The sequence below is a fragment of the Kitasatospora sp. NPDC023118 genome, from assembly GCF_055560875.1.
In genome coordinates this window covers 25,986-49,002 of record NZ_JBVHHW010000029.1, presented here as the reverse complement: position 1 = coordinate 49,002, position 23,017 = coordinate 25,986, and the positions used below count along the sequence as shown (strand labels likewise).

General features: G+C 73.6%; 19 protein-coding genes, 1 tRNA gene and 1 pseudogene. 8 read left to right on the top strand and 13 right to left on the bottom strand.

All coding sequences use genetic code 11. The features are described 5' to 3' along the window. Positions 1–87: 87 nt before the first annotated feature. Genes ACZ3UD_RS30110 through ACZ3UD_RS30100 form a run of 3 tightly spaced genes read left to right on the top strand, consistent with a single transcriptional unit; the run spans position 88 to position 2,050 of the window. The gene (locus ACZ3UD_RS30110; protein ID WP_465594571.1) at positions 88–561 is read left to right on the top strand and encodes an SRPBCC family protein; all 474 of its coding nucleotides are present in this window, start codon (positions 88–90) and stop codon (positions 559–561) included. Continuing rightward, positions 558–1,394: an alpha/beta fold hydrolase gene (locus ACZ3UD_RS30105; RefSeq protein WP_465594568.1), complete on the top strand. Its 837-nt coding sequence runs from the start codon at positions 558–560 to the stop codon at positions 1,392–1,394. Before ACZ3UD_RS30110 ends, ACZ3UD_RS30105 begins: the two co-directional genes overlap by 4 nt. Before the next feature lie 11 nt (positions 1,395–1,405). Then, a complete protein-coding gene (locus ACZ3UD_RS30100; RefSeq protein WP_465594565.1) occupies positions 1,406–2,050 on the top strand; it encodes a 4'-phosphopantetheinyl transferase family protein in 645 nt (214 codons plus the stop codon). A 621-nt stretch (positions 2,051–2,671) separates the two neighbouring features. On the opposite strand, the gene ACZ3UD_RS30095 is transcribed toward ACZ3UD_RS30100, so the two are convergent. The 6 genes from ACZ3UD_RS30095 to ACZ3UD_RS30070 all read right to left on the bottom strand — a co-directional run bounded on the left by ACZ3UD_RS30095 (position 2,672) and on the right by ACZ3UD_RS30070 (position 8,571). Continuing rightward, a tRNA-Pro gene (locus ACZ3UD_RS30095) sits at positions 2,672–2,745 on the bottom strand. A 133-nt stretch (positions 2,746–2,878) separates the two neighbouring features. Further along, positions 2,879–4,123: an MFS transporter gene (locus tag ACZ3UD_RS30090; protein WP_465594562.1), complete on the bottom strand. Its 1,245-nt coding sequence runs from the start codon at positions 4,121–4,123 to the stop codon at positions 2,879–2,881. 261 nt (positions 4,124–4,384) lie between these two features. Continuing rightward, positions 4,385–5,173 (bottom strand): DUF1684 domain-containing protein, encoded by a 789-nt coding sequence (locus ACZ3UD_RS30085; RefSeq protein WP_465594559.1) that lies wholly within the window; start codon positions 5,171–5,173, stop codon positions 4,385–4,387. A gap of 213 nt (positions 5,174–5,386) precedes the next feature. Next, complete coding sequence (gene tesB, locus ACZ3UD_RS30080; protein WP_465594556.1) at positions 5,387–6,247, bottom strand: acyl-CoA thioesterase II; 861 nt, start codon at positions 6,245–6,247, stop codon at positions 5,387–5,389. A gap of 214 nt (positions 6,248–6,461) precedes the next feature. Then, positions 6,462–7,151: an alpha-ketoglutarate-dependent dioxygenase AlkB family protein gene (locus ACZ3UD_RS30075; protein WP_465594698.1), complete on the bottom strand. Its 690-nt coding sequence runs from the start codon at positions 7,149–7,151 to the stop codon at positions 6,462–6,464. A 667-nt stretch (positions 7,152–7,818) separates the two neighbouring features. Then, positions 7,819–8,571, bottom strand: coding sequence for a transglycosylase family protein (locus ACZ3UD_RS30070; protein WP_465594553.1), 753 nt, complete (start codon positions 8,569–8,571; stop codon positions 7,819–7,821). A 592-nt stretch (positions 8,572–9,163) separates the two neighbouring features. Here ACZ3UD_RS30070 and ACZ3UD_RS30065 point away from each other — a divergent pair. Together ACZ3UD_RS30065 and ACZ3UD_RS30060 are read left to right on the top strand one after the other, a co-directional pair. Then, entirely contained in the window at positions 9,164–9,994 is an 831-nt protein-coding gene (locus ACZ3UD_RS30065; protein ID WP_465594550.1) for a hypothetical protein, read from the top strand. 327 nt (positions 9,995–10,321) lie between these two features. Continuing rightward, positions 10,322–10,879, top strand: coding sequence for a hypothetical protein (locus tag ACZ3UD_RS30060; protein WP_465594547.1), 558 nt, complete (start codon positions 10,322–10,324; stop codon positions 10,877–10,879). 96 nt (positions 10,880–10,975) lie between these two features. Here the strand turns inward: ACZ3UD_RS30060 and der are convergent, their stop codons facing one another. The 4 genes and pseudogenes from der to ACZ3UD_RS30040 form a co-directional block, all read right to left on the bottom strand. Continuing rightward, entirely contained in the window at positions 10,976–12,430 is a 1,455-nt protein-coding gene (der, locus tag ACZ3UD_RS30055) for a ribosome biogenesis GTPase Der (protein ID WP_465594544.1), read from the bottom strand. A gap of 170 nt (positions 12,431–12,600) precedes the next feature. Then, positions 12,601–13,338 carry a (d)CMP kinase gene (cmk, locus tag ACZ3UD_RS30050; protein ID WP_465594541.1) on the bottom strand — a complete coding sequence of 246 codons (738 nt, stop codon included), beginning with the start codon at positions 13,336–13,338 and terminating at the stop codon, positions 12,601–12,603. An 86-nt stretch (positions 13,339–13,424) separates the two neighbouring features. Then, positions 13,425–14,072: pseudogene (locus ACZ3UD_RS30045) on the bottom strand (DUF4419 domain-containing protein); the annotation flags it as partial. A 49-nt stretch (positions 14,073–14,121) separates the two neighbouring features. Next, positions 14,122–15,207: a prephenate dehydrogenase gene (locus ACZ3UD_RS30040; protein ID WP_465594538.1), complete on the bottom strand. Its 1,086-nt coding sequence runs from the start codon at positions 15,205–15,207 to the stop codon at positions 14,122–14,124. Positions 15,208–15,551: 344 nt separating this feature from the next. On the opposite strand from ACZ3UD_RS30040, the gene ACZ3UD_RS30035 reads away from it, so the two are divergent. The 3 genes from ACZ3UD_RS30035 to ACZ3UD_RS30025 all read left to right on the top strand — a co-directional run bounded on the left by ACZ3UD_RS30035 (position 15,552) and on the right by ACZ3UD_RS30025 (position 19,823). Further along, the gene (locus ACZ3UD_RS30035) at positions 15,552–17,801 is read left to right on the top strand and encodes a DUF4139 domain-containing protein (RefSeq protein WP_465594535.1); all 2,250 of its coding nucleotides are present in this window, start codon (positions 15,552–15,554) and stop codon (positions 17,799–17,801) included. Between the two features lie 3 nt (positions 17,802–17,804). Beyond that, positions 17,805–19,370 (top strand): mucoidy inhibitor MuiA family protein, encoded by a 1,566-nt coding sequence (locus ACZ3UD_RS30030; protein ID WP_465594532.1) that lies wholly within the window; start codon positions 17,805–17,807, stop codon positions 19,368–19,370. A 90-nt stretch (positions 19,371–19,460) separates the two neighbouring features. After that, positions 19,461–19,823 carry a DUF952 domain-containing protein gene (locus ACZ3UD_RS30025; protein WP_465594529.1) on the top strand — a complete coding sequence of 121 codons (363 nt, stop codon included), beginning with the start codon at positions 19,461–19,463 and terminating at the stop codon, positions 19,821–19,823. 15 nt (positions 19,824–19,838) lie between these two features. Here the strand turns inward: ACZ3UD_RS30025 and ACZ3UD_RS30020 are convergent, their stop codons facing one another. The 3 genes from ACZ3UD_RS30020 to scpB all read right to left on the bottom strand — a co-directional run bounded on the left by ACZ3UD_RS30020 (position 19,839) and on the right by scpB (position 22,982). Beyond that, positions 19,839–20,846: a helix-turn-helix domain-containing protein gene (locus ACZ3UD_RS30020; protein ID WP_465594526.1), complete on the bottom strand. Its 1,008-nt coding sequence runs from the start codon at positions 20,844–20,846 to the stop codon at positions 19,839–19,841. Between the two features lie 237 nt (positions 20,847–21,083). Then, positions 21,084–22,325, bottom strand: coding sequence for a pseudouridine synthase (locus ACZ3UD_RS30015; RefSeq protein ID WP_465594524.1), 1,242 nt, complete (start codon positions 22,323–22,325; stop codon positions 21,084–21,086). Between the two features lie 63 nt (positions 22,326–22,388). Then, complete coding sequence (scpB, locus tag ACZ3UD_RS30010) at positions 22,389–22,982, bottom strand: SMC-Scp complex subunit ScpB (protein WP_402944057.1); 594 nt, start codon at positions 22,980–22,982, stop codon at positions 22,389–22,391. Between the last annotated feature and the right edge of the window lie 35 nt (positions 22,983–23,017).

Below are 23,017 nucleotides of genomic sequence, written 5' to 3'. Positions count from 1 at the left end.
GGCCCGGCCGGACGTGAAGTCCCGGCGGCGGGGACGGGGCCCCCGCCCCCGCCCCCGCCCTTTTCCGTATCCACTGGAGGCTTCGGCATGACGACGTACGACCTGATCGACGAGGCGGTGATCGACGCTCCGGCAGACGCCGTCTGGTCCGCGCTCGTCGCCGAGTTCCGCGGTGCGAGGAAGTGGTGGGTCCCCGCCAACACGTTCACCACGGTCTCCGGCGCCCCCGACGCCGTGGGCGGCAGGGTCAGCGTGACGGTGCACACCAAGGGTGTCGACAAGGGCGGGCTGAAGCTGCGGTTCACCTCGCGCACCGTCGCGGTGGAGCCGGGCCGCCGCCTTGAGGTCGAGTACGTGGACGGCGTCTTCCGGGGCACCAGCACCTTCCTTCTCGAACCCCTGGCGGACGGCCGTACCCGGATCTCCATGCACTTCGACGGTAGCCCGCACGGCTGGCTGAAGCTGCTGGCCAAGGTCGCGGACCTGGGCGCGGAGCACTCCAAGGGCACCCTCGCCGCCTTCGTGTCGCTGGACCGGCAGCTGTCGGCGGTACCGCGGTGACGACGGCCCAGGACCTCACTCGCGAGCTGACGGTCCGTACGGATGACGGCGCCGGACTCGCGGTCACCGTCCTCGCCCCGCTGGCCGGCACGCCTTCGGCCGTCGACGTGGTGCTGGTGCACGGGTGGGCGCATGCACGCCGGGTGTGGGGCACGGTCGCGGACCGCCTGATCCGGGCAGGCCACCGCGTGGTGCTGTACGACCAGCGCGGTCACGGCGCCTCCACCCTGGGCCGTACGCCGGTCTCGGTGGAACGGCTGGGCGCCGACCTGGCAGCCGTGCTGGCGGAGACGAGCGCGCACGAGGCGGTGGTCGTGGGCCACTCGGGCGGCGGATTCGCCGCTCTGTCGTACGCCACCACGTCGCCGTCGGCGGGCCAGCTGCGCGGGCTGGTGCTGCTGGGCACGGCGGCGCACGGCCAGGACACCCCGGACGGCGAGGTGAAGATGATGGGCAGCACCCTCTTCACCAGGGCCCTCCACCGGCCGTGGCTCGGGCGGAAACTGCTCGGCTCCACCATGGGCAAGGGTGTGGATCCCGTCGTGCGGGACGTGAACCGCCAGCTGTTCGCCGCGACGGTCCCCCAGGTCCGGTCGGACTTCTTCCGGTGCACCCGCGGCTGGGACGTCCGTGCGGCGCTGGCGTCCGTTACGGTCCCGGCGGTGGTCCTGCACGGTGAGGCCGACAAGGTGATCGACCCGGCCCTGGCGGAGACACTCGCGAGCGTCATCCCCGGCGCCCGCTTCGAACGGGTCCCGCACGCGGGCCACATGCTGCCGCTCGAACGCCCGCTGCTCGCGGTCTCGGCGGTTGTCGAACTCGCCTCGCGGTGAAGTGACCGGCCGTGATCGAGGAACTCCTGCCGCCGGGCGTCATGTCGTCGGAGGCCTTCGACGACGCGGCGCCCGCTCCACTCTTTCCGGCCGAGGCAGCCCTGATGGAGGGCCGCCGGGCGCGCCGGCGCGCCCAGTTCGCGACGGCCCGCGCCTGCGCCCGCCGCTGTCTTGCGGAACTCGGCCACCCACCGGCCCCGCTGCTGCCGGGCCCGGGCGGCGCCCCCGGGTGGCCGTCGGGCGTGGTCGGCAGCATCACCCACTGCGAGGGGTACCGCGCCGCGGTGGCCGCCCCGGCCTCCGCGGCGGCGGCTCTCGGCATCGACGCGGAACCGGCCGACCCGCTCCCCACGGGCGTACTCGGCCTGATCGCCTCCCCGGTGGAACTCGCCCACCTGGACGCCCTCGTGCGGGCCAATCCCTCTCTGCCCTGGGACCGTATCTTCTTCTCCGCGAAGGAGGCTGCCTACAAGGCCTGGTACCCGGCCACCGGCATCTGGCTCGGTTTCCGCGACGCCACCCTGTTCCTGTCCCCCACGGGCACCTTCACGACCGCCCTCCGCCCTCCGGTCGCCCCGCCCGTGAACCCGGTGTACGAGGGCCGCTGGCTGAGTTCCGACTGCCTGGTCGTGACGGCGGTCTCACGCGGGAGCTAGCCTGAGCCCTCCGACCACACACAGGTGCACCTCGCCTCGTGGTGGATCGGAATCGCCCGGTATCGCATCCGGCCCTGTACGCCTCCCCCACGCGTCGGCACGCCGCAATGTGCCTCCCCCGCTATCCCTCCACGGCTATTTGCCTGCGCACTCGCCGACCCCGCTCGAAACCTGGGTCAGACTGCAGCGCGGCTTCACCCATCGCGCAGAAACCCGCTGTCCAAGAACAAGCGGGAATTTCAGGAAGCAGATCACGCCACGCTTTCGACGAAGGCGCCCACGGTCACATCACCTCGCCCGAATCCAACTCTTGGGCAGCCGTTGCGCCTGTCGGCGCGCACTTGATCGACGGAATGAAGCGTCAAGTGCAAACGCCTTGGCCGGAATCGGCGATCACAATGGGCAACCATCAATCCCATTTTTGGCGATAGACAGATCGGGCATACAGGAAGGATACGTGCATAGGGTCACCAGTACACAACCCCGAGCAGCATCAGGCCTCAGCGCAGGGCAGTGAAACCGTGAGACGGATATGAGAGGCACGCCCCGGAGCACGCCGAAGGCCGCTTCCTCACGAAGGAGGAAACGGCCTCTGACCTGCGACAATGGGGCGAACCCCAGTCGGGACGACAGGATTTGAACCTGCGACCCCTTGACCCCCAGTCAAGTGCGCTACCAAGCTGCGCCACGTCCCGTGGTCTCGTGCCGTGCGGCGGAGCCTGGGGGGCTCAGCCGGGTGGCTTTCCGACCTTGTCTCCGGTTGTCCCGGCGACGTGGAAAACAATACAGCACGTCGGGGGGTGCTCGCTGCCAGGTTTGGGGGGTGGGTCACGGGGTCGGGTGGCGGGCGTCGTAGGTGAGGAAGGCGGGGCGGCGGGCGGCGAGGAGGAGGACGGCGGCAACGCAGGCGAGGCCGCCGGTGATCACGGAGGTGGCGGGGCTGGTGAGGGCGGCGACGGCGCCGGACTCGAAGTCGCCGAGGCGAGGTCCGCCGGCGACGACGACGGTGAAGATGCCCTGGAGGCGGCCGCGCATCTCGTCGGGAGCGGCGACCTGCATCATCGTGTTGCGGAAGATCATGCTGATGGTGTCCGCACAACCGGCCACGGCGAGCAGCAGGAGCCCGAGCCAGAGGTTGTGGAGGGCGCCGAAGGCGGCGATGGCGAGGCCCCAGGCGGAGACGGCGGCGAGGACGGCGGCGCCCTGGCGGTGGACCCGGCTGACCCAGCCGGAGAACAGCGCGCCGATCAGGGCGCCGACGGCGGGGGCGGCGACCAGCAGGCCGACGGTGCGGGCGTCGCCGCCGTAGAAGGTGACGGCGATCGCCGGGAAGAGGGCGCGCGGCAGGCCGAAGATCATCGCGGCCAGGTCGGCGAGGAAGCTGGTGCGCAGGTTGGGCTGCTCGCGCAGGAAGCGCAGCCCGTCGAGGACGGAGGCGCGGCCCTTGCGTTCGCCGAGCGGTCGCATGGCGGGCAGGCGCCACATCGCGTAGAGGGTGCCGGTGAAGGCGACGGTGTCGACCAGGTAGGCGGCCTGGGCTCCGTAGGCGCCGATCAGGACGCCACCGAGCATCGGGCCGACGGTCATGCCGAGGTTCATGCTGACGGTGGCCAGAGCGTTGGCCGCCGGGAGCTGGTGGCTGGGGACCAGCCGGGGGATCATCGCGGAGCGGGCGGGAGAGCTGAGCGCGAAGAACCCGGCCTGGACGGCGACGGCCGCGTAGAGGACGGCGACCAGGCCGAGCCCGGCGATAGCCTGGACGGCGAGGACGGCGGAGACGGCGGCGAGGCCGGCCGAGCCGATCAGGCCCAGCTTGCGTCGGTCGACGGTGTCGGCGATCGCGCCTCCGTACAGGCCGAAGGCGACCAGCGGGACGAAGGAGAACAGCCCGACCAGGCCGGTCGCGAAGGCGGAGCCGGTCATCGCGTAGATCTGGACGGAGACGGCCACGGCCGTCATCTGCTGGCCTATGGAGGACACCACCTGCCCGAACCAGACCCGGCGGTAGTCGGGGTGGTCGCGCAGCGGACTGAGATCGGCGAAGGCCCGTCGGTACCAGGGCGCGGGCCCCACGACCACCACAGAGGCCGGTCCGGACGACGGAGCGGAATCGGCTGACGGCACGGGGCCGGGGGGCGGCACGGGGTCGGAGGGCAGAGCGGGATCGGACGCTGGAGCGGGTTCGGAGGACGGGGCGGGATCGGTGGCTGAATTGGCAGGATGATTGGTCGACACAGCCCCCATGCTCCGCCCCGCCCCTCGCCCACTCCACACCGGGGCCGACACCGGGTCGGCCCCGCGCCCCGTGCCCCGGCCCGCCGAACCCCCGCCGGACTACCGCGTCAGCACCTGCTTCTCCCCCGCCTCCACCGCGAAGTCCAGCCGGTTGCCCGGCGGCGGGAACGGGCAGATGAAGTGGTCCGCGAAGGCGCAGGGCGGCAGGTAGGCCCGGTTGAAGTCCAGAACGGTGCGGCCCTCCGTGTCCGGCGCCGGCAGGGTGATGAAGCGGAAGCGGTAGGTGTCGATGCCGCTGGTCGCGTCCGCGATCACGCCGCTGAGGCGCTTGCCGGAGCGGCTGACGGTCAGCATGCGGTGCTCGCCGGCCACGGTGAACTCGATCTTCCCGGTGACGGCCAGCGGGCGGTCCTTGCCGTCCGCGTTCGGGACGACGACCGACTGCGTCTCGTCGTCGAAGGGGGTGTAGACGGCGGGTACGGCCCACTCGGGGGCGTAGGGGTAGGCGGAGATGCCCGCGAAGGCGGCCCGGCCGGGCGCGGCCGGGTCGAATACCCGCAGGGCGAGCTCGCCCTCACGCTCGATCGGGACGAGCAGCAGGTCGCCGAGGACGGCGGTGTCCGCGGCCCGGTCGGTGTCCGGGCGCAGCAGCACCTCGCCGTCCACCGGCCCGTTCGCGCCCGCGACGCTGATGCCGTCGGCCGCGGCCGCCCGCACCCGGACGCCCTCGGCGTCGGACCACCAGTGCCCGGGCAGGCCCGGGACCTCGGCGGGCTCGGGCTCCAGCCAGTGCGTGCCGGTGAGTGCGAGCTGGCCGTGCGGCGCGCTCACCGATGCCGCCCGACTGTCGCGCCAGTGCTTCCAGTCCTCCGCTGCCGTCGCTGTCATCGGTCAACCCTCCCGGTCCGGTCTGCGGACGGCCCGCCGTTCGAGCCGTCCGTCTCGGTCATCCTCGACAACCTCATCCTCCACAACACCGCCCGCCGGGGCGGATCATTCCCCGCTCCCGGGAAGCCGCCGATACCGCAAGAAGACTGCAAGAAGCAAGAAGACTGCAAGGCGACTGCAAGGGGACTGCAATACGGCGGCAACACCCGAAGCTCAGCCCTTCAGCGGCCGGAACAGGCCCTCCTGCACCACCGACACCACCAGCTGCCCGTTCCGGTCGAAGATCTGCCCGCGCGCGAGGCCGCGCGCGCCGTGGGCTATCGGGGACTCCTGCTGGTAGAGCAGCCAGTCGTCGGTCCGGAACGGCTGGTGGAACCACATCGCGTGGTCCAGCGAGGCCATGTCGAAGTGCCGGGTGCCCCACAGCGGCTCGACGGGGGCGCGGACCGCGTCCAGCAGCGTCATGTCGCTGGCGTAGGTGAGGGCGCAGACGTGGATCAGCGGGTCGTCCGGCAGCGGGCCGTTGGTGCGCAGCCACACGCCGCTGCGCGCCTCCATGCCCGCCAGCTCCTCCTTGCTCCAGCGCAGCCGGTCGACGTAGCGGATGTCGAAGGGCTGGTGGCGGCTGATGAACGGGGGCACCTCGCCGAGCCGGGAGCCGACCTCCTCCAGGGCGCTGGGCAGCTCCTCGGGGGCGGGGACCTCCGGCATCGGGTACTGGTGCTCGATGCTGCCCTCCTCCGGTCTGTGGAAGTCGGCGGTGAGCGCGAAGATCGACCGGCCGCCCTGGATGGCGAGCACCCGACGGGTGGTGAAGGAGCGGCCGTCGCGGATGCGGTCGACCTGGTAGACGATCGGCACGCCGGGCACCCCGGGGCGCAGGAAGTACGCGTGCAGCGAGTGGACGGGGCGCTCACCCTCCACCGTGCGCCCCGCCGCGACCAGCGCCTGTCCGGCGACCTGGCCGCCGAAGGTGCGCTGCAGCGCCTCCTCGGGGCTGCGCCCCCGGAAGATGTTCAGCTCGATCTGCTCCAGGTCGAGCAGATCCACAAGGTCGTCGACGGGGGTACCCATGCGCGCGCTCCCTCTCAGGACTTCGATCGATTCTCCAGCTCAATCGAATTCTCCGGCGACCCGGGTCATTCCCGCGCACCGGGGCCGAACGACCAATTCACTCGAACGAGCAATCGATCAAGCGCACAGATGACGGACACTCGCAACGGACACCTCACGACGCGGACGCTTCGCGACGTGGACGCTTCGCGCCGGGACACCGCAGGGCCGCCGCCTACCCAACCAACCCCGACTCCCGCACCGTGATGTTGAGCCGCCCGACCAGCCCCAGCCCCGGACCCGCCGTCCCCGGCAGCGTCCGCACCACCCCGTGGTACGCGAACCGGACCGGCCCGCCGAACACCAGCAGGTCCCCGCTGCGCAGCTCCAGATCCGTCCACGGCCGAGTCCTGGTCTCGGTGTTCCCGAGCCTGAACACGCAGCCGTCGCCGAGCGAGAGCGAGACCACCGGCGCGTCCGTCCGCTCGTCGCGGTCCTGGTGGAGGCCCATCTTCGCGCCGTGCGGGTAGTGGTTGACGATCGCGATGTCCGGCTCGTACGCCGCCGCTCCCGCGATCTCGCCGACCCGCTCCCCGTACGCGTCCGCCACTGCCCGCCGGGCCAGGTCCCCGAGCAGCGGCGGGAACGGCTTGACCGGCGCGCCGTCCTCGGCGATCCGCGCGTACCCGTACGGATACCAGTGCCAGCCGAGGCTGACCATCCGCACCGACATCACCCCGCCCGTCGGCATCCGCACCGCGTGCAGCCCGGCCGGCGGGCGCGCCCACTCCCGGCAGGCGGCGATCAGGCGCAGCTGCGCGTCGGGGTCCAGCCAGCCGGGCAGGAGCACGGCCCCGGGCGCGGGCTCGACGCGCTCCCGGACGGCGGAGTCCCCGGGCAGGTCACCGTACAGCTCGCCCTGGATCACCCCACCATCCTCCCCCACCACCCGGACGGCAGCCCACCCGGACGGCGGCCCACCCGCCTTCGCCCTGCCGATCAACCCCAACTCCCGTGCGCAGGACGGCCAGGCCTCCCACCCCTGCTGCCGCAGGATCTCCTCCCCGACCGTCGCCCCCTCCCGCCGGCTCGCACGGTCGGGCCGGTCCGCGAAGTGCAGGCCCCCGGACTCCTCCCAGGTGGACGCCGGATCTGCAGCCCCCGCCGTAGAAGCCGTTGCCGGTGTTCGCCTGCCAGTTGCCGCCGCTCTCGCACTCGGCGAGCCCGTCCCACACCATGTCGGCGACCCGCATCGCCGCACCGGCCCCGAAGGCCGCCCGAGACGACGACCATCACCACCGCCACGGCGACGACCATCACCACCGCCACGGCGACGACCATCACCACCGCGACAGCGACCCCCACCCGTATCCCAACTCCCCCAACCCGCTCGTCAGACGATTCCGGCACGGCAGCCGACCCTAGACAGCCCGTACCCCCACCCACCCCGACGCGCCGAAAACGCCGACGGCCGCTCCCCCGCACAGCGGAGAAGCGGCCGTCAGATTCCGAGCGCCGAAGCCCGGGCATCACAGCCCGAGCGGCGAAAGCCCCATGGCGACAAGTCGCCTAGTCACCTGGAAGCCCGAGCCTCAGATGTTCAGGGTCTGACCGGGGAAGATCAGGTCGGGGTTGCCACCGACGACCTTGGCGTTGTTCTTGTACAGCTCGTGCCAGTCCAGGCCCTGCGCGGCGGCGATGGAGCTCAGGGTGTCACCGGACTTGACGGTGTAGCTGCCCTTGGCCGCCGGCTTGGCGTCGTTGGAGCCGGTCCAGGACTTGGCGGCGTCATTCTTCGGTGCGGTGTCAGCCTTCGGCGCGGCGGCCTTCGGCGCAGCCTCAGCCTTGGGGGCGGCCTTGGGCGCGGCAGCCTTCGGCGCCGGGGTCTGCGCCGGCTTGGCGGCGGCGGCACCGGAGCCCGCCGAGGTGTCGACGGCGGCCGGGGCGCCGCCCTTGGTCAGGCCCGCCTTGACGGAGCAGACCGGCCAGGCGCCGGGGCCCTGCGAGGCCAGGACCTTCTCGGCGACGGCGATCTGCTGCGCCTTGGTGGCCTGGTTGGCCTGCGCGGCGTAGGCGGTGCCGCCGTAGGCGGCCCAGGTGCTGGAGGTGAACTGCAGACCGCCGTAGAAACCGTTGCCGGTGCTGATGGCCCAGTTGCCGCCGCTCTCGCACTGGGCGACAGCGTCCCAGGTGGAGACGGGGGCGGCGGAGGCCGAGGTGGCCGTGACGAGGCCGGCCACCGGCAGGGCCGCGACAGCGGCGCCCGCCACGACGGCCATCCGAACGCGGTTGCGCTTGGTGGCGGCGGAGATGGTGGCAGCGGCGGTCTCGTTACGGAAGGTCATGAGGTTCCTCTCGACAGCCCCGGGCGGGCATGCGGAACCAGGCCCTGGAGAGGGCCGCGTTCGCTTGCCGCGTCCGTCGGGCGGCCGTGCACGTGTCGGACGTGCCGCTGCCGCCCCGGCCACCCAGCCGCGCGCCGACGACCTGTTCGAGCGGTCGCGTCGGCGGGCACCTGCCGCGCCCGGCCTGAGCCGGGGGGCTGTGCATCGGGGGTGAGCCCGGGTGGCGCTCGTTGCGCCGCCCAAGAAGCTACGAGTCGGTCGACGGGGAAACCAAAACTCCACCGGTCTGCCCAGCTCAGCAAAGGGTTACCGGTGGTAATAGCCACACAATCTTGACCGAAATGTCCGCTTTGACCATTGATTCCTAGATCAAACACCGAGATGGCGTGACTCACCTCACGGCTTCATTCCGGCAGTCCTGTCACCGACATCGACAGATTGCGACCAGGAGACCACGCGGCGCGGTCGGATCCGGGGCAATTCCCGTCAGCCTCGACGAGCACCCGTGACGCCTGACACAAGGGCCCGTTGGGCATGTCGACCTCCCCGTGTCCGCCCCCGAACCCCATCCGCATCCACCCGAGGAGACCCTGTGCCGCGCATGCTCGACGTCAGCGACGAGGTCCGGTCCGAGATCGGCGACGACGAGGCCGACCGCCTACTCGGCGGCGGCCGCGCCCCCGACAGTTACGAATGCACCTCCTGCCGCACCCCCGGCGACACCCATGCGGACCCCACCAGCACGGTGCTGTTCGTCGGCGAGGAGACGGCCGTCCTCGCCTTCGCACACGCCCGCTGCATCCCCTCCCAGGTGGTCCCGGTCTCCGAGGAGCAGCTGGCCGGCGCCGTCCGCAGCATCAGCCAGACCCAGCCCGCCGCCGCTGCCCCGGACCTCGCCGTCCCCGCCCCGGCACCCCCCACCGAGCCCCTGGCCCAGCCGACCGCGCCCGGCCAGGCCGCCATCCTCGGCATCACCTGCGGGCTGGTCCTGCACGGCAAGGTCGGCCACGCCTCGCTGGTGGTCGAGCCCACCGGCCCGGTCGGCCGCCCCGGCAGCACCTCCGGCGAGGACGAGTTCCTCGACCTCCTCCAGGACGCCGGCTACCAGCGGGTCACCGACCTCGACGAGACCCCGGACCAGCTGCCCGGCTGGTCGGTCCTGGTCGCGATGGGCAAGCTGCACGCGATCCTGCAGCCCGCCGCGGCCGGCGGCAGCACCGGGTGGTGGCAGGCGCACCAGCCGCTCCAGGTCACCGATGCCTGGCGGATGGCGGCCAGCCAGCTCTCCGAGGTGACGATGTACGCCGTCCCGGCCGGCATGGTGGGCCGCCAGCCCCGCGAGGACCTGCTGCGCCAGGCGCTGGAGCGGGCGGTGGCGCTGGGCCAGGTGGTCGCCGCCTCCCTCCCGCTCGCCGGCACCTGATCGGCCGCTCCGGCGCGCCGGATGGTGGCCGCTGCCGAACCGACCCGGCAGCGGCCACCATCCGGGGCTCGGCCCGTCCCCGCCGTTCAGCCTCCGGCGCCGGGAACACCCCCAGGCCCGCCGCCGTACGCCGAGCCCCCTCACCCCCATCCCGTACGCCGAGCCCCCTCACCCCCATCCCGTACGCCGGGCACCCTCACCGCCGCCCCCGTACGCCGAACGCCCCCGCATCCCCGCCGCCTCTCACTCGTTGGCCCCTACGTGTACAGCTACGACGTCTCCGCGCCCTCCAGCCGGTCCGCCACCGCTCCCCGCTCAATCCCCGGCATGCGCCCGTCGTACGACGCGGAGCACCCCCACTCGACGACCCCGATCTACGACGAGCTGTACTCCGAGTACCGACGGCTGTTCCGCGCCCTGCCGGGCGACCGCTCCGGCGAGGAGGACCTGAAGTTCACCGGCTTCGCGGTCCGCGACGGCTATCCGCGGCTCGGCGAGCAGCGCTCCTACCCGCCCCAGCAGCAGTCCTTCCACACCTACGCGGGCCAGCCGCCCGGCCTCCCCCAGTTCATGCCGGCCCAGCAGCAGCACCCCCAGCAGCAGCAGCACCCCCACCCCGAGCCCGCCGTCCCTACCACCGCCCCCACCAGCGACGGCTTCGGCCAGGCCGTCCCGGCCGCACCGCCCGGCGCCCAGTTCACCAACGGCCAGGGCTGGGTCGCCGCCGGCTACCTCGGCCCGGTCCCGCACGCCGTGCCCACGCCGCCCCCGGCCCCCTCCCCGACGCTCGGTACGGCCGCCGGCCTCGCCGCCACCCCGTCCACCGGCGGCCGCCACCGCCAGATGCTGTCCCTCCCCCCGGGCCGCACCGGCGACCACCACTGACGCCCGTAACAACGGCACCCGTGAAGCGGCACCCGGAAAACCGAAAGGGCCCCGCCACCACCGTGACGGAGCCCTTCCAGCGCGGTCCGAGAACCACTACTTCTTCTTGCGCTTCTCCCGCACCCGCACCGAGATCGAGATCGGCGTCCCCACGAAGCCGAACTCCTCGCGCAGCCGGCGCTCGATGAAGCGCCGGTAGCCCGCCTCCAGGAAGCCCGAGGCGAACAGCACGAAGCGCGGCGGACGGATGCCCGCCTGGGTGCCGAACAGGATGCGCGGCTGCTTGCCGCCCCGGATCGGGTGCGGGTGGGCGGCCACCAGCTCGCCGAGGAAGGCGTTCAGGCGCGCGGTGGGGATGCGGGTCTCCCAGCCCTCCAGCGCGGTCTCGATCGCCGGGACGAGCTTCTCCATGTGCCGGCCGGTCTTGGCCGAGACGTTGACGCGCGGGGCCCACTGCACCTGGACGAGGTCGCGCTCGATCTCGCGCTCCAGGTAGTAGCGTCGCTCCTCGTCCAGCTGGTCCCACTTGTTGTAGGCGACGACGACGGCGCGCCCGGCCTCGACGGCCATCGAGATGATCCGGGTGTCCTGCTCGGCGAGGGTCTCGCTGGCGTCGATCAGGACGACCGCGACCTCGGCCTTCTCCAGCGCGGCGGCGGTGCGCAGCGAGGCGTAGAAGTCGGCGCCGGCGGTCAGGTGGACCCGGCGGCGGATACCGGCGGTGTCCACGAACTTCCAGGTCTTGCCGCCGAGTTCGATCATCTCGTCGACCGGGTCACGGGTGGTGCCGGCCAGCTCGTTGACGACGACGCGCTCCTCGCCGGCGACCTTGTTCAGCAGGCTGGACTTGCCGACGTTGGGGCGGCCGATCAGCGCGATCCGGCGCGGGCCGCCGGGGGCGGCGTCGCCGAAGGTCTGCGGCGGGGCCTCGGGCAGGGCGTTCATGACGGCGTCCAGCAGGTCGCCGGAGCCGCGGCCGTGGAGGGCGGAGACGGGGTACGGCTCGCCGAGGCCCAGCGACCACAGGTAGGCGGCCTCGGCCTCGGTGGACGGGCCGTCGACCTTGTTGGCGCACAGGACGGTCGGCTTGCCCGCCCGGCGGATGATCTTGATCAGGGCCTCGTCGGTGTCGGTGGCGCCGACGGTGGCGTCCACGACGAACAGCACCGCGTCGGCCTGCTCGATGCCCAGCTCGGCCTGCGCGGCCACCATGGCGTCGATGCCGAGGACGTCGATCTCCCAGCCGCCGGTGTCGACCACCTTGAAGCGGCGGCCGTTCCAGCTGGCCTCGTAGGTGACCCGGTCGCGGGTGACGCCCGGCTTGTCCTCGACGACGGCCTCGCGGCGGCCGATGATGCGGTTCACCAGGGTCGACTTGCCGACATTCGGGCGGCCGACGACGGCCAGCACGGGCAGCCGGACGTGCTCGGCGCCGTCCACGCCGTCGAAGCCGTCGAAGTCGAAGCCCTCCTCGGCGGCGAGGGCCATGAACTCGGCGTAGTCGGCGGCGTCCAGCTCACCGTGCCCGGTGGCGGAGTGCTCTGCGGTCATGTTCGTCTGTTCCGTTTCCCGGCCCGGCCCTTCCCAGGGGCGAGCCGTGCGTACCTGCCCCGCTCGGGGCAGCGCGATGGTTTCCTCCGCGGCACCTTGACGGCCCGCGGTTCATTCAGTGGTCGGATGACCAGATGGCCGGATGGTCAGCTGGTCATCTGGTCATCTGGTCAGACCGAGGACAGCCCGGCCCGTTCCTCCACCAGCGCGGCGATCCGGTCGATCACCTGCTCCAGGGTGAGCTCGCTGGTCTCCACCAGCACCGCGTCGCCGGCCTGGGTCAGCGGCGCCGTCTCGCGCGAGGAGTCGGCGGCGTCGCGTCGGGCGAGGTCGGCGGCCATCGCGGTGATGGTCGCCTCGTCCACGCCCTTGGCGCGCAGCTCGGCCGCCCGGCGCTCGGCCCGGGCCCGCTCGGAGGCGGTCAGGAAGACCTTGACGGTGGCCTCCGGGAACACCACGGTTCCCATGTCCCGGCCCTCGGCGACGACGCCGCGCTCGGCGGCCCCGGCGCAGCCGCGCTGCAGCTCCACCAGCCGGGCCCGCACCGCCGGCACCGCGGCCACGGCGCTGACCTGTGCCGTCACCTCGGGGCCCCGGATCGGGCCGGAGACGTCCTGGCCGTCCACCGTGATGGTGGGGCCGTCGGCATCCGTGCCCGACACGATCACCGGCTTGCCGCACGCGACGGCCACCGCCTCCGCGTCATTGACGTCGACGTCGTTGGCCAGCATCCACCAGGTCATCGCCCTGTACATGGCGCCGGTGTCCAGGAAGCTCAGGCCCAGCCGGGCGGCGACCGCCCGCGAGACGGTCGACTTGCCGGAGCCGGAGGGTCCGTCGATGGCGACGACGACCGGGGCGTGCGCTCGGTCGGCAGTGTCCACGGGGGCGAACCTCTCTCTGAGCATGGAAGCCGACGCCTGCGCGGGCGGACGGCCGGGGATTTGTCTCCCTCAAGGTTAATGGACCGCCGCCGGACCCCGTCCCGGGCCGGTCACCAGGGGCGGACCCGCCGAAGGGCGGCCTCCGGGTCGGGCCCCTGCGGCACCTCCGGGACGACCTCACCGCGGCAGCGCATCAGGAGCCCCGTCCACCACTCCTCGTCCAGCCGGACCAGGCAGAGCGGCGGGTGGAGCTCGATCACCGCACCCAGCCTGATCACGGCACCCAGCTCGGCACGACCGGACCCCTCCCGGACAACCTCCAGATCCGCCTCCAACAGCCGGGCGAACGCGACCCCGGTCACGTCCCGCACCTGCTCGACCGTCCACCCCTCCGGCAGCTGCTCCGCGGCCGGCCGGGCCTGCTCGGCGACCGGAACCGGGGCCTCCCGCAGGATCCGCAGCACCGCGTTCCCGAGCCGGGGCCGTACGTACTCGCCGTCCCGCTCGATGCCCGGCACCCCGCCGACGAAGGCCGTCTTCGACGTCCCGGCCGGCGTCAGCCAGTCGAAGGGCACCTTCGACACAGGTAACGGGAAGGCGTTCTCGGTGAACCGCGTCCGCCCGTCCCGCCAGCCGAAGTCCGTCCGCGCCTTCGGCCCCGACAGGGCCTGGGTGTGGGCGAAGAAGGCGGTGATCCACCCGGAGACGCAGTCCCCGCCGGACTCCGACTCCCACTTGTCCAGGGACCGCCAGAACTCCTGGTCGACCGGCCCGCGCGCCGCCGTTACCTCGGTCCCGCAACCGGCCTCAGTCCCGAACGCTCCACCCGCCCGCCCGCAGCGCCGCCGCGAGCCGCTTGACCGCCGTCGGCGCCACCGCCAGCTGGACGAACCCGACCTGCTTCCCGTCCGAGTGCTCGATGACGACGTCCTCGATGTTGACCCCGGCGTCGCCGACCTCCCCGAACAGCCGCCCCAGCTCGCCCGGCTGGTCGCCGAGCACCACTGCGACCGTCTCGTACCGGGTGGGCGGCGCGCCGTGCTTGCCGGGGATGCGGGCCTGGCCGGTGTTGCCGCGCCGCATGACCGCCTCGATGCCCTGGGCGCCGGCCCGGCGTTGGCCCTCCTCGACCGCCGCGAGGGCGCGCAGCGCGGTGACGGTCTCGCCGAGGTCGGCGGCGACCTCCTCCAGCACGTCGGCGACCGCGCCCGCGTTGGCGGACAGGATGTCGACCCACATCGCGGGGCTGGAGGCGGCGATCCGGGTCACGTCGCGCACGCCCTGGCCGGAGAGCCTTATGGCCGTCTCGTCGGCGTGCTCCAACCGTGCCGCGACCAGCGAGGACACCAGCTGCGGGGCGTGCGAGACCAGGGCGACGGCCCGGTCGTGCTGGGTCGCGTCCATCACGATCGGCATGGCGCCGCAGAGCGCGACCAGCTCCAGCGCGGCGTTGAGCGTGTCGGTGTCGGTGTCGGCGGTCGGGGTGAGCACCCAGGGGCGCCCCTCGAACAGGTCGGCGCGGGCGGCCAGCGGGCCGGAGCGCTCCCGGCCCGCCATCGGGTGACTACCGATGTAGTGGACGGTGTCGCAGCCGAGCGCCGCGACCTCACTGCCCGGGCCTGCCTTCACGCTGGCCACGTCGGTGTACCAGTGCGCCAGGTTGCGGCGCTGGCAGTCGGCGAGCACCTTGCCGACCAGCGCGGGCGGGACGGCGATGATCGCCAGGTCGACCGGGCCCTCGGCCGGTTCGGTGGTGCCCGCGCCGAGCGACTCGGCGGTGCGGGCGGCGTCCGGGTCGGCGTCCTCCAGATGGACGGTCAGCCCGCGTGCGGACAGGGCCAGGGCGGCGGAGGTGCCGATCAGTCCGGTACCGACGACGACGGCAGTGCGCATGGCGGGTGGCTCTCCTCGATCACGGTTCTCGACTCGACGGTTCGACGATCCTCTGACGATTCTCGCCGGGTGCCGGGACCGGCCGGGAGCACCCGCGCCCATCCTCCCACCCGCCGGACCCCGGCCGCGCCCGTCCCCGGCTGCGGCCCCGTCCCCGCCGGCGGCGGCGTCGTCGGCGGCAACCGCGGCGCCTCGGCCCCCGTCCCACACAGTGCACACGCCGCGCCCCGGGAAATCCGGCGACGCCCGCCCCGACCCGGGGCAGACTGGCCGCCCGGGGGCCGACGCGGCACGACGGCGCCCGGCGGGACGCGCCGCACCGGACGCGAACGAAGGGGTTGCGCATGGACGATCAGCACAGCAGTCACACCGGGCCGTCGGAACCGCCGACCGTACCGGCGCACCCGTCGGTGCTGGACTCCGTCGTGGTGTACGCCGAGGGCGCGGTGTGCCGCCGCCGGGCCACCGTCCCGGTCCCGCCCGGCGGACGGCTGCGGCTGACCGGCCTGCCCGGCTCGATGGACGGCAGCTCGCTGCGCGCCCGGGTGCTCTCCGGCCCCGCCGGCACGACGGTCACCGAGGCCCGCCTCGAAACCCTCGCCGAGCTCCTCGAACCCGGCGAACTCCCCACTCTACGACGCGAGTTGGACGAGGCCATGGAGCGCCAGAGCGCACTGAACGAGCGCCACCGGCTGGTGCTGGCCGCGATCGCCGAGACCGCCGCGCTGCGCGCCGCCCCGCCGCAGCGCCGCCACGGCGAGCCGCTGCGCCGCACCCCCGCCGAGGCCTGGCTGGAGCTCGCCGACTTCGTCGACGAGCGGCTGGCCCGACTCCAGGAGCGCGCCGAGCAGCTCACCCGGGATATCGAACTCGCCGACCACGAACGCGAGTTGGCGGCTGACCGGCTGGAGCGGGAGTCCACCGCCGAGCGGACCGCGCTGATCGAGACCGTCGACACCGTGCTGCTCACCCTGCACACCACCGGCCCGGCCGACACCGAACAGGCCGACCGGGAGCCGAAGCCCGACCGGGAGCCGGAACTGGAGCTGGAGCTGGAGCTGGAGTACAGCGTCCCCACCGCCCGCTGGGTGCCCGCCTACCGCCTCTCCTACCGCACCGGCTCCGACGCCGGCCACCTCGTCCTGCGCGCGGCCGTCGCCCAGCACACCGGCGAGGACTGGACGGGCGTCCGGCTCGGCCTGTCCACCGCCGACCTCGACCGCCGCACCGACCTGCCCAAGCTGACCTCGCTGCGGATCGGCCGCAGCCAGCCCGCCCCGCCGCCCTCCGGCTGGCGCGAGCCCCCGGCCGGCCTGTCCGACCTCTTCACCGGCTACGACGCGGCCACCGCCACCCGCGCCGCCGCCGAGCACAACGCCCCGCTCCCGGTGTCCGCCCCCGTCGCCGCCAAGGCCGTCCGGATGGCCGGCCGTCCCGGCGGCGCCCGCCCCGAGCTGCTCGCGGACGAGGCGGCGCCGGCAGGCCCGTACGGCGGCGGCTCGTTGAGCGTCCAGGAGCCGGGCCAGGAACCGCCCCAGGCGCCACCCCACGGGGCAGTGCCCGCGCCCCCGCCGCCCGGCTTCGTCGGCTACGGCGCCCCGCCCGCGCTCTCCGCACCCGCACCCACACCCGCACCCGTCGCCGCCAGGTCCGCCCCGATGCCCCAGGCCCCCGGCGGCGCCATGCCGGAGGAGGCCCGCCGAGCGCGGCGCCGCAGCCCGCGCGCCACCGCGCCCCCGGCCACCGGCTTCTCCCCCGACGCCACCCTGCTCGACTACCCCGACCTCCTCCTGACCGGCCCCGACGCCCCCGCCGACCGCCGCGGCACCCTGCGCCCGAACCCCGCACGGGTCGAGCGCGACCAGCTGGAACAGTTCCTCCCCGGCGGCCGCGAGGGCGGCCGGCTCCGCGACCTCGCCCTCCCCCGCCACGCCGTCCCGCCCCGCGAGTCGGCCGGCTCCTTCGACCACCGCTTCGACGCCGCCGCCCCCGCCGACATCCCGTCCGACGGCACCTGGCACACCGTCACGGTGGACGAGATCCCGCTCTCCGTCCGCCCCGAGTACGTCACCGTCCCGGCCGTCGAGGAGAAGGTGTACGCGACCCTGGTGCTCGCCAACCGCACCGACCGCGCCGTGCTGGCCGGCCCGGTCGAGGTCACCGTGGACGAGGAGTTCCTGCTCACCGCCGCCCTGCCCACCCTCGCCCCCGGCGGCACCCGGCGCCTGGGCATCGGCGTCACCGAGAGCATCGAGGTGGCGCGCCGCACCGAGCTGCGCGAGTCCGCCACGGGCATGCTGAAGGGCAACAGCACCGTGCTCGACCACCGGGTGCACGTCCAGTTGGCGAACCGGCTCGGCCGCACCGTCACCGTGGAGGTCCGCGAGCGCGTGCCGGTCACCTCCGACGCCGAGATCCGGATCGAGGAGCGCGCCGACTGGCACGCCCCGACCGAACCGACACCGGACTGCCCGCCCAGTGCCCGGCTCTGGCGGGTCGACCTGCCACCGGGCGGCCGCACCGAGCTGGACGGCGGCTACCAGATCAAGATCCCGGCCGGAAAGGCCATCGTGGGCGGAAACCGGAGGAACTGACAGATGACCGGAGCACCCATGCCTCCTCAGGGGACCCCCCTCCCCGTCACCGCCGTCACCTGCCTGGAGGACCGCGCTCAGGTCGAGCGCACGGTGACCGTCGAGCTCGCCGAGGGCGTCCAGCGGCTACGGCTCGGCCCGCTCACCGCCCTCGCCGTCGACCGCACCCTGCGCGCCGAGACCGCCACCCCCGGCACCCGGGTGCTGGAGGCCCGGCTGGTCCGCACCTGGAGCCCGCGCGCCCCGCTGCCGCCCGGCCCGGAGGACTCCGCGCTGCGCCACCGGCTGCACGGTCTGGAGGCCGAGTCGCGCCTCGCGGACCAGACCCGGGCCCGGCTGGAGGCCCGCCTCGCCCTGCTCGCCCAGCTGAGCGCCGACCTGCTGCGGGAGGTCGGCGAGGGCGCCGGCGTCGGCGAGATCGAGCGCACCCGCTGGGCCCGCGAGCTGGACCGGGTGGACGCCGAGCGCGAGCGCTACGGCGAGGAACTGCGTGCCACCCGTTCCCGGCTGCGCCGCCTGGACCACGAGCGCTCCCAGGCCCTGATCGCCCTGGACGAGGCCGAGCAGGAGCCCGCCGAGCTGGTCGCCCACCTGGAGCTGACCGTCGAGGCCGAGCGGCCCGGCCCGGCCCGGCTGACCGTCAGCCACCTGGTGCCCTGCGCGCTCTGGCGCCCGTCCTACCGGGCCACCCTGGACGACGACGGCAGCCTGCGCCTGGAGTCGGAGGCGGTGGTCTGGCAGCGTACCGGCGAGGACTGGACCGGCGCCCGGCTCACCTTCTCCACCGCCCGCTCCGCCCTCGCCACCGACCCGCCCGCGCTCACCGAGGACCTGCTGACGCTGCGCGAGCGCACCGACGAGGAGCGCCGCACGGTCGAGGTCGAGCTGCGAGAGGAGGAGATCAGCACCCTCGGCCCGACCGCCGCCGTCCCCGGTCTGGACGACGGCGGCGAGGTACGGGTGCTGCCCGCCCCCGCCCCGGCCACCGTCCCCTCGGACGGCCGCGCGCACAAGGTCCCGCTGGGCGCCTTCACCAGCCCGGCGAACGGCGAGTACGCCTGCGTCCCGGAGCTGTCCCCACTGGTCACCCAGGTGGTCCGGTTCCGCAACGCGGCCGGTCACCCGCTGCTGGCCGGTCCGGTCGAGCTGGTCCGCGGCAGCGGCTTCACCGGCCGCGGCGAGCTGCGCTTCACCGCCGCCGGGGCCGACGCCGAGCTGTCCTTCGGCAGCTCGGACGGCTACCGGGTCGTCCGCGAGACCGAGGAGCGCCAGACCACCGCCGCCCTGACCGGCCGCCAGACCACCACCCGCACCGTCCGGCTGCACCTGTCGCGCTTCTCCGGCCCGGAGGAGCACGACGAGCAGCTGGTCACGCTGCGCGAACGGGTGCCGGTCTCCGAGGTCGCGGCGGTGGAGGTGCGGCTGCGCAAGGAGGAGTGCTCCCCGCCGCCGGACTCCTTCGACGCCGAGGGCATCGTGCGCTGGGACGTCCCGCTCGGTCCGGGCGCCCGCCGCACCCTCACCCTGGTGTACGAGATCTCGGCCTCCGCCAAGGTGGCCGGGCTGTGACCGAAGCGGCCGGGCTGTGACCGGCGGCCGGGCCATGACGCCCGACCGCTCGTGACGACCACTCAGGACGGAAACGGGTAGAAAAGGAACATGATCCTCCATCTCGCTCCCCTGGACGACTGGCTGGCCGACCCCGGCCGCCCGTACGCCGCCGCGACACTGCTCACCGACGGGTTCATCCACTGCTCCGCAGACGAGCAGACGGCACTCGCGGTGGCCAATGCCTTCTTCGCCGACACCCCAGACCCGCTGATGGTGTTGCTGATCGAGGAGTCGCTGGTGGAACCGATGGTCAAGTGGGAGGCCCCGCACGGCGCACCACCGCCCGGGGCCACCCCGGGCATCCTCTTCCCGCACATCTACGGCCGGCTGAACCGCTCCGCCGTGGTCGGCCTGGAGAAGGTCGAGCGCGGCCCGGACGGCCGCTGGGTCTCGCTCAGCCCCTGGAGCTGACCGGCTCCGGGACGCTCACAGCCATCCCCGCTCCCGGGCCGCCATCCCGGCCTGGAAGCGGGTGGTGGCCCCCAGCGAACGCATCAGGCTCTGCAGCCGCCGCTGGGTCGTCCGGGCGCTCCAGCCCAGCGAGCGGGCGATCGACTCGTCGGTCAGCCCCGCCGCCAGCAGGCCCAGCAGCTTGCGGTGGTCGGCCTCCGGCTCCGGCGAGGAGTCCCCGGTGCCGATCGCGGCCTGCAGCCGCACGGCCCGCTCCCACTCCGCCTCGAACAGCGTGTCCAGCGCCTGGAGCAGCGCCGAGGGGTGGATCACGTACGCGGCGTCCAGCACGCTGTCGCCGACGCTGATCGGGATGATCGCCATCCGGTCGTCCGAGATGATCATCTTCATCGGCAGGGTCGGCCGTACCCGGGCCTCCTCCCCGTCCGTGACGCCGACCAGGATGTTCTTCTCCAGCCGGCCGGGCCAGGCCACCGCCTCCCGGTCGTAGATGGTCCGGAACTTCAGCCCCTCCCGCAGCCGCCGCCGCTGCAACGGCATCGGCGCCACCGGGTCCTGGATGTACGGCGGGCGGTCGAAGCCGCGGACCTGGTACTGGCTGGTCTCGGTGATGTGCTCCAGCCGCTGGGCGATCGCCTCGCCGCCGGTCAGCACCTCCACCGAGTGCGCCGGGTCGGTGTAGCGCGAGGCCTCCCGGAAGGCGTCCATCAGCCGGTGCATCTCGGCCCGGGCGTGCCGCAGCTCGGACTCCCGGTGGCCGATCAGGGTGCCGATCGCCACGTCCGGGGCGACCGCCAGGAAGCGCTGCCGGTCCACCGGCGCGCGGGTGGCCATGCCCTGCTGTGCCAGCCGGTCCAGCGCGCGCACGCCCTGCTGGAGCGTCAGGCCGCAGCTCTCGGCCAGCTCCTCCGCGGTGGACTGCGGATTGGCCACCAGCGCCGCGTAGACCTGCCCGTCCGGCTCGGCCAGCCCCAGTGGTCCGAGGGCCTGTCCGGCCGACCGCCCCAGTACTGCATCGGACACGACGCCGTCTCCCCCTGCTCGCCCCGCACACCCCACCGGCGCCCGTTCTGGCGCAGTCCCGCCACGGGGCGGGGCGGTGGTCCGATGGCCATCCTCGGCCACGGATCATGGCGCTGACAAGGCCGTGACCAGGGGTTGCGTCCCGACTCACATACACGCGGGAGGGTCCCCCGCCACCACGGGCGGGGGACCCTCCGACGAGCGACCGGTGAGAACCCGGGGGACGGACCCCAGGGCCTACAGGCCGACCTCGCGCATCAGCTGGCCGACCTCCGGGTTGGTCAGACGGCGCAGCCAGCCCGACTTCTGGTCGCCGAGCGCGATCGGGCCGAAGTGGGTACGCACCAGCTTCTCGACCGGGAAGCCGACCTCGGCCAGCATCCGGCGGACGATGTGCTTGCGGCCCTCGTGCAGCGTCACCTCGACCAGGTAGTTCTTGCCGACGTTGGAGACCACCTTGAAGCTGTCGGCGCGCGCGTAGCCGTCCTCCAGCTCCACGCCCTGGGCCAGCTGCTTGCCCAGGTCGCGCGGGATCGGGCCCTGGATCGCGGCCAGGTAGGTCTTGGTCACGCCGTAGCGCGGGTGGGTGAGGCGGTGGGCCAGCTCGCCGTGGTTGGTGAGCAGGATGATGCCCTCGGTCTCGGTGTCCAGACGGCCGACGTGGAACAGCCGGGTCTCCCGGTTGGTCACGTAGTCACCCAGGCACTGGCGCCCGTCCGGGTCCTCCATGGTGGAGACCACGCCGGCCGGCTTGTTGAGCGCGAAGAACAGGTAGGACTGGGTGGCGACGGTCAGACCGTCGACCTTGATCTCGTCCTTGTCGGGGTCGACCCGCTTGCCCTGCTCGGTGACGCGCTTGCCGTTGACCTCGACCCGGCCCTGCTCGATCAGCTCCTCGCAGGCGCGGCGGCTGCCGACGCCGGCCCGGGCCAGCACCTTCTGCAGGCGCTCGCCCTCGGGCTCGCCGAAGGTCTTGGGCAGCTTGACGGCCGGCTTGTCGTGCCGGGCGAGGACGGCGTCCTCGATCTTGGCCTGCAGCTCGCGCGAGCGCTGCGGCTGGCGGCGCGGGTCGCCCGGGGCGCCCTGGCCCTCACGGCGCGGGCGCGGGGCCGGGCCGGGGCGCCGACCGGCGAAGCCGCCGCGGGCCGGGGTGGCGTTGGGGCCGCCGCCGTACTCGGGGCGGTCGTACTTGCGCTCCTCGGGCCGCAGCGGGCGGTCCGGGTAGCGGCGGTCGTCACGCCGGTCGTCCCGGCGGCTGTCCCGCCCGTACGAGCCGCCGCGCGAGCCCGAACCCGAGCCACCGCCGTACGAACCCCCACGCGAGCCCGAACCCGAGCCGCCGCCGTACGAACCCCCACGCGAGCCCGAGCCGCCGCGGCCGCCGCCGCTGCCGCCGTAGGAGCCGCCCCGGCCCCCGCCCTGTCCGCCGCGACCGCTGCCGCCGCCGCTGCCGTTCCTGCCGTTGCCACTGCTACGCATCAAAGTGTCCGTACGTCGTTACCGTCTGGGATGTGCGGTCGTCTCGGCCGACCTCACCTCCCCCTACCGATCAGGCGCTGCCCGACCGGCCTCGCCACTACCGTCCGCGGCCTGTGCGGCAGCGGAGGCGACCGCCTCCGCGATCATCGTGCCCTCCAGGGACTCCGCTTCCACGTCGTCGACCTCGGGCAGGAAGGGAGCGAGCTCCGGCAGCTCGTCCAAGCCGCGGAGCCCCATCCGTTCCAGGAAGTAGTTCGTCGTCCGATACAGGATCGCACCTGTTTCGGGCTCGGATCCGGCCTCTTCCACCAGTCCTCGCTGTACCAGGGTACGCATCACGCCGTCACAGTTCACACCGCGGACGGCGGAAACCCGCGATCTGGACACCGGCTGCCGGTACGCGACCACGGCCAGGGTCTCCAGCGCGGCCTGGGTCAGCCGGGCCTGCTGGCCGTCCAGCAGGAAGCGGTCGACGGCCCGGGCGCAGCTGTCCCGGCTGTAGAACCGCCAGCCGCCGGCCACCAGCCGCAGGTCGAAACCGCGGCCCGCCGCCTCGTACTCGGCGGACAGTTCGCGCAGCGCCGCGGCCACCTCGGCCCGCGGCCGCTCCAGCACCCCGGCCAGCCGCTCCTCGGTGACCGGCTCGTCGACGACCATCAGGACGGCCTCCAGCTCGGCCCGCAGCCCGGGCC

Bases quoted from the DNA above. Each gene is read 5' to 3' on its own strand.
- ACZ3UD_RS30110 (WP_465594571.1), top strand. From the start codon at position 88: ATGACGACGTACGACCTGATCGACGAGGCGGTGATCGACGCTCCGGCA.
- ACZ3UD_RS30085 (WP_465594559.1), bottom strand. From the start codon at position 5,173: ATGACAGCGACGGCAGCGGAGGACTGGAAGCACTGGCGCGACAGTCGG.
- tesB (WP_465594556.1), bottom strand. From the start codon at position 6,247: ATGGGTACCCCCGTCGACGACCTTGTGGATCTGCTCGACCTGGAGCAG.
- ACZ3UD_RS30070 (WP_465594553.1), bottom strand. From the start codon at position 8,571: ATGACCTTCCGTAACGAGACCGCCGCTGCCACCATCTCCGCCGCCACC.
- ACZ3UD_RS30060 (WP_465594547.1), top strand. From the start codon at position 10,322: ATGCGCCCGTCGTACGACGCGGAGCACCCCCACTCGACGACCCCGATC.
- der (WP_465594544.1), bottom strand. From the start codon at position 12,430: ATGACCGCAGAGCACTCCGCCACCGGGCACGGTGAGCTGGACGCCGCC.
- cmk (WP_465594541.1), bottom strand. From the start codon at position 13,338: ATGCTCAGAGAGAGGTTCGCCCCCGTGGACACTGCCGACCGAGCGCAC.
- ACZ3UD_RS30040 (WP_465594538.1), bottom strand. From the start codon at position 15,207: ATGCGCACTGCCGTCGTCGTCGGTACCGGACTGATCGGCACCTCCGCC.
- ACZ3UD_RS30035 (WP_465594535.1), top strand. From the start codon at position 15,552: ATGGACGATCAGCACAGCAGTCACACCGGGCCGTCGGAACCGCCGACC.
- ACZ3UD_RS30030 (WP_465594532.1), top strand. From the start codon at position 17,805: ATGACCGGAGCACCCATGCCTCCTCAGGGGACCCCCCTCCCCGTCACC.
- ACZ3UD_RS30025 (WP_465594529.1), top strand. From the start codon at position 19,461: ATGATCCTCCATCTCGCTCCCCTGGACGACTGGCTGGCCGACCCCGGC.
- ACZ3UD_RS30015 (WP_465594524.1), bottom strand. From the start codon at position 22,325: ATGCGTAGCAGTGGCAACGGCAGGAACGGCAGCGGCGGCGGCAGCGGT.
- scpB (WP_402944057.1), bottom strand. From the start codon at position 22,982: ATGGTCGTCGACGAGCCGGTCACCGAGGAGCGGCTGGCCGGGGTGCTG.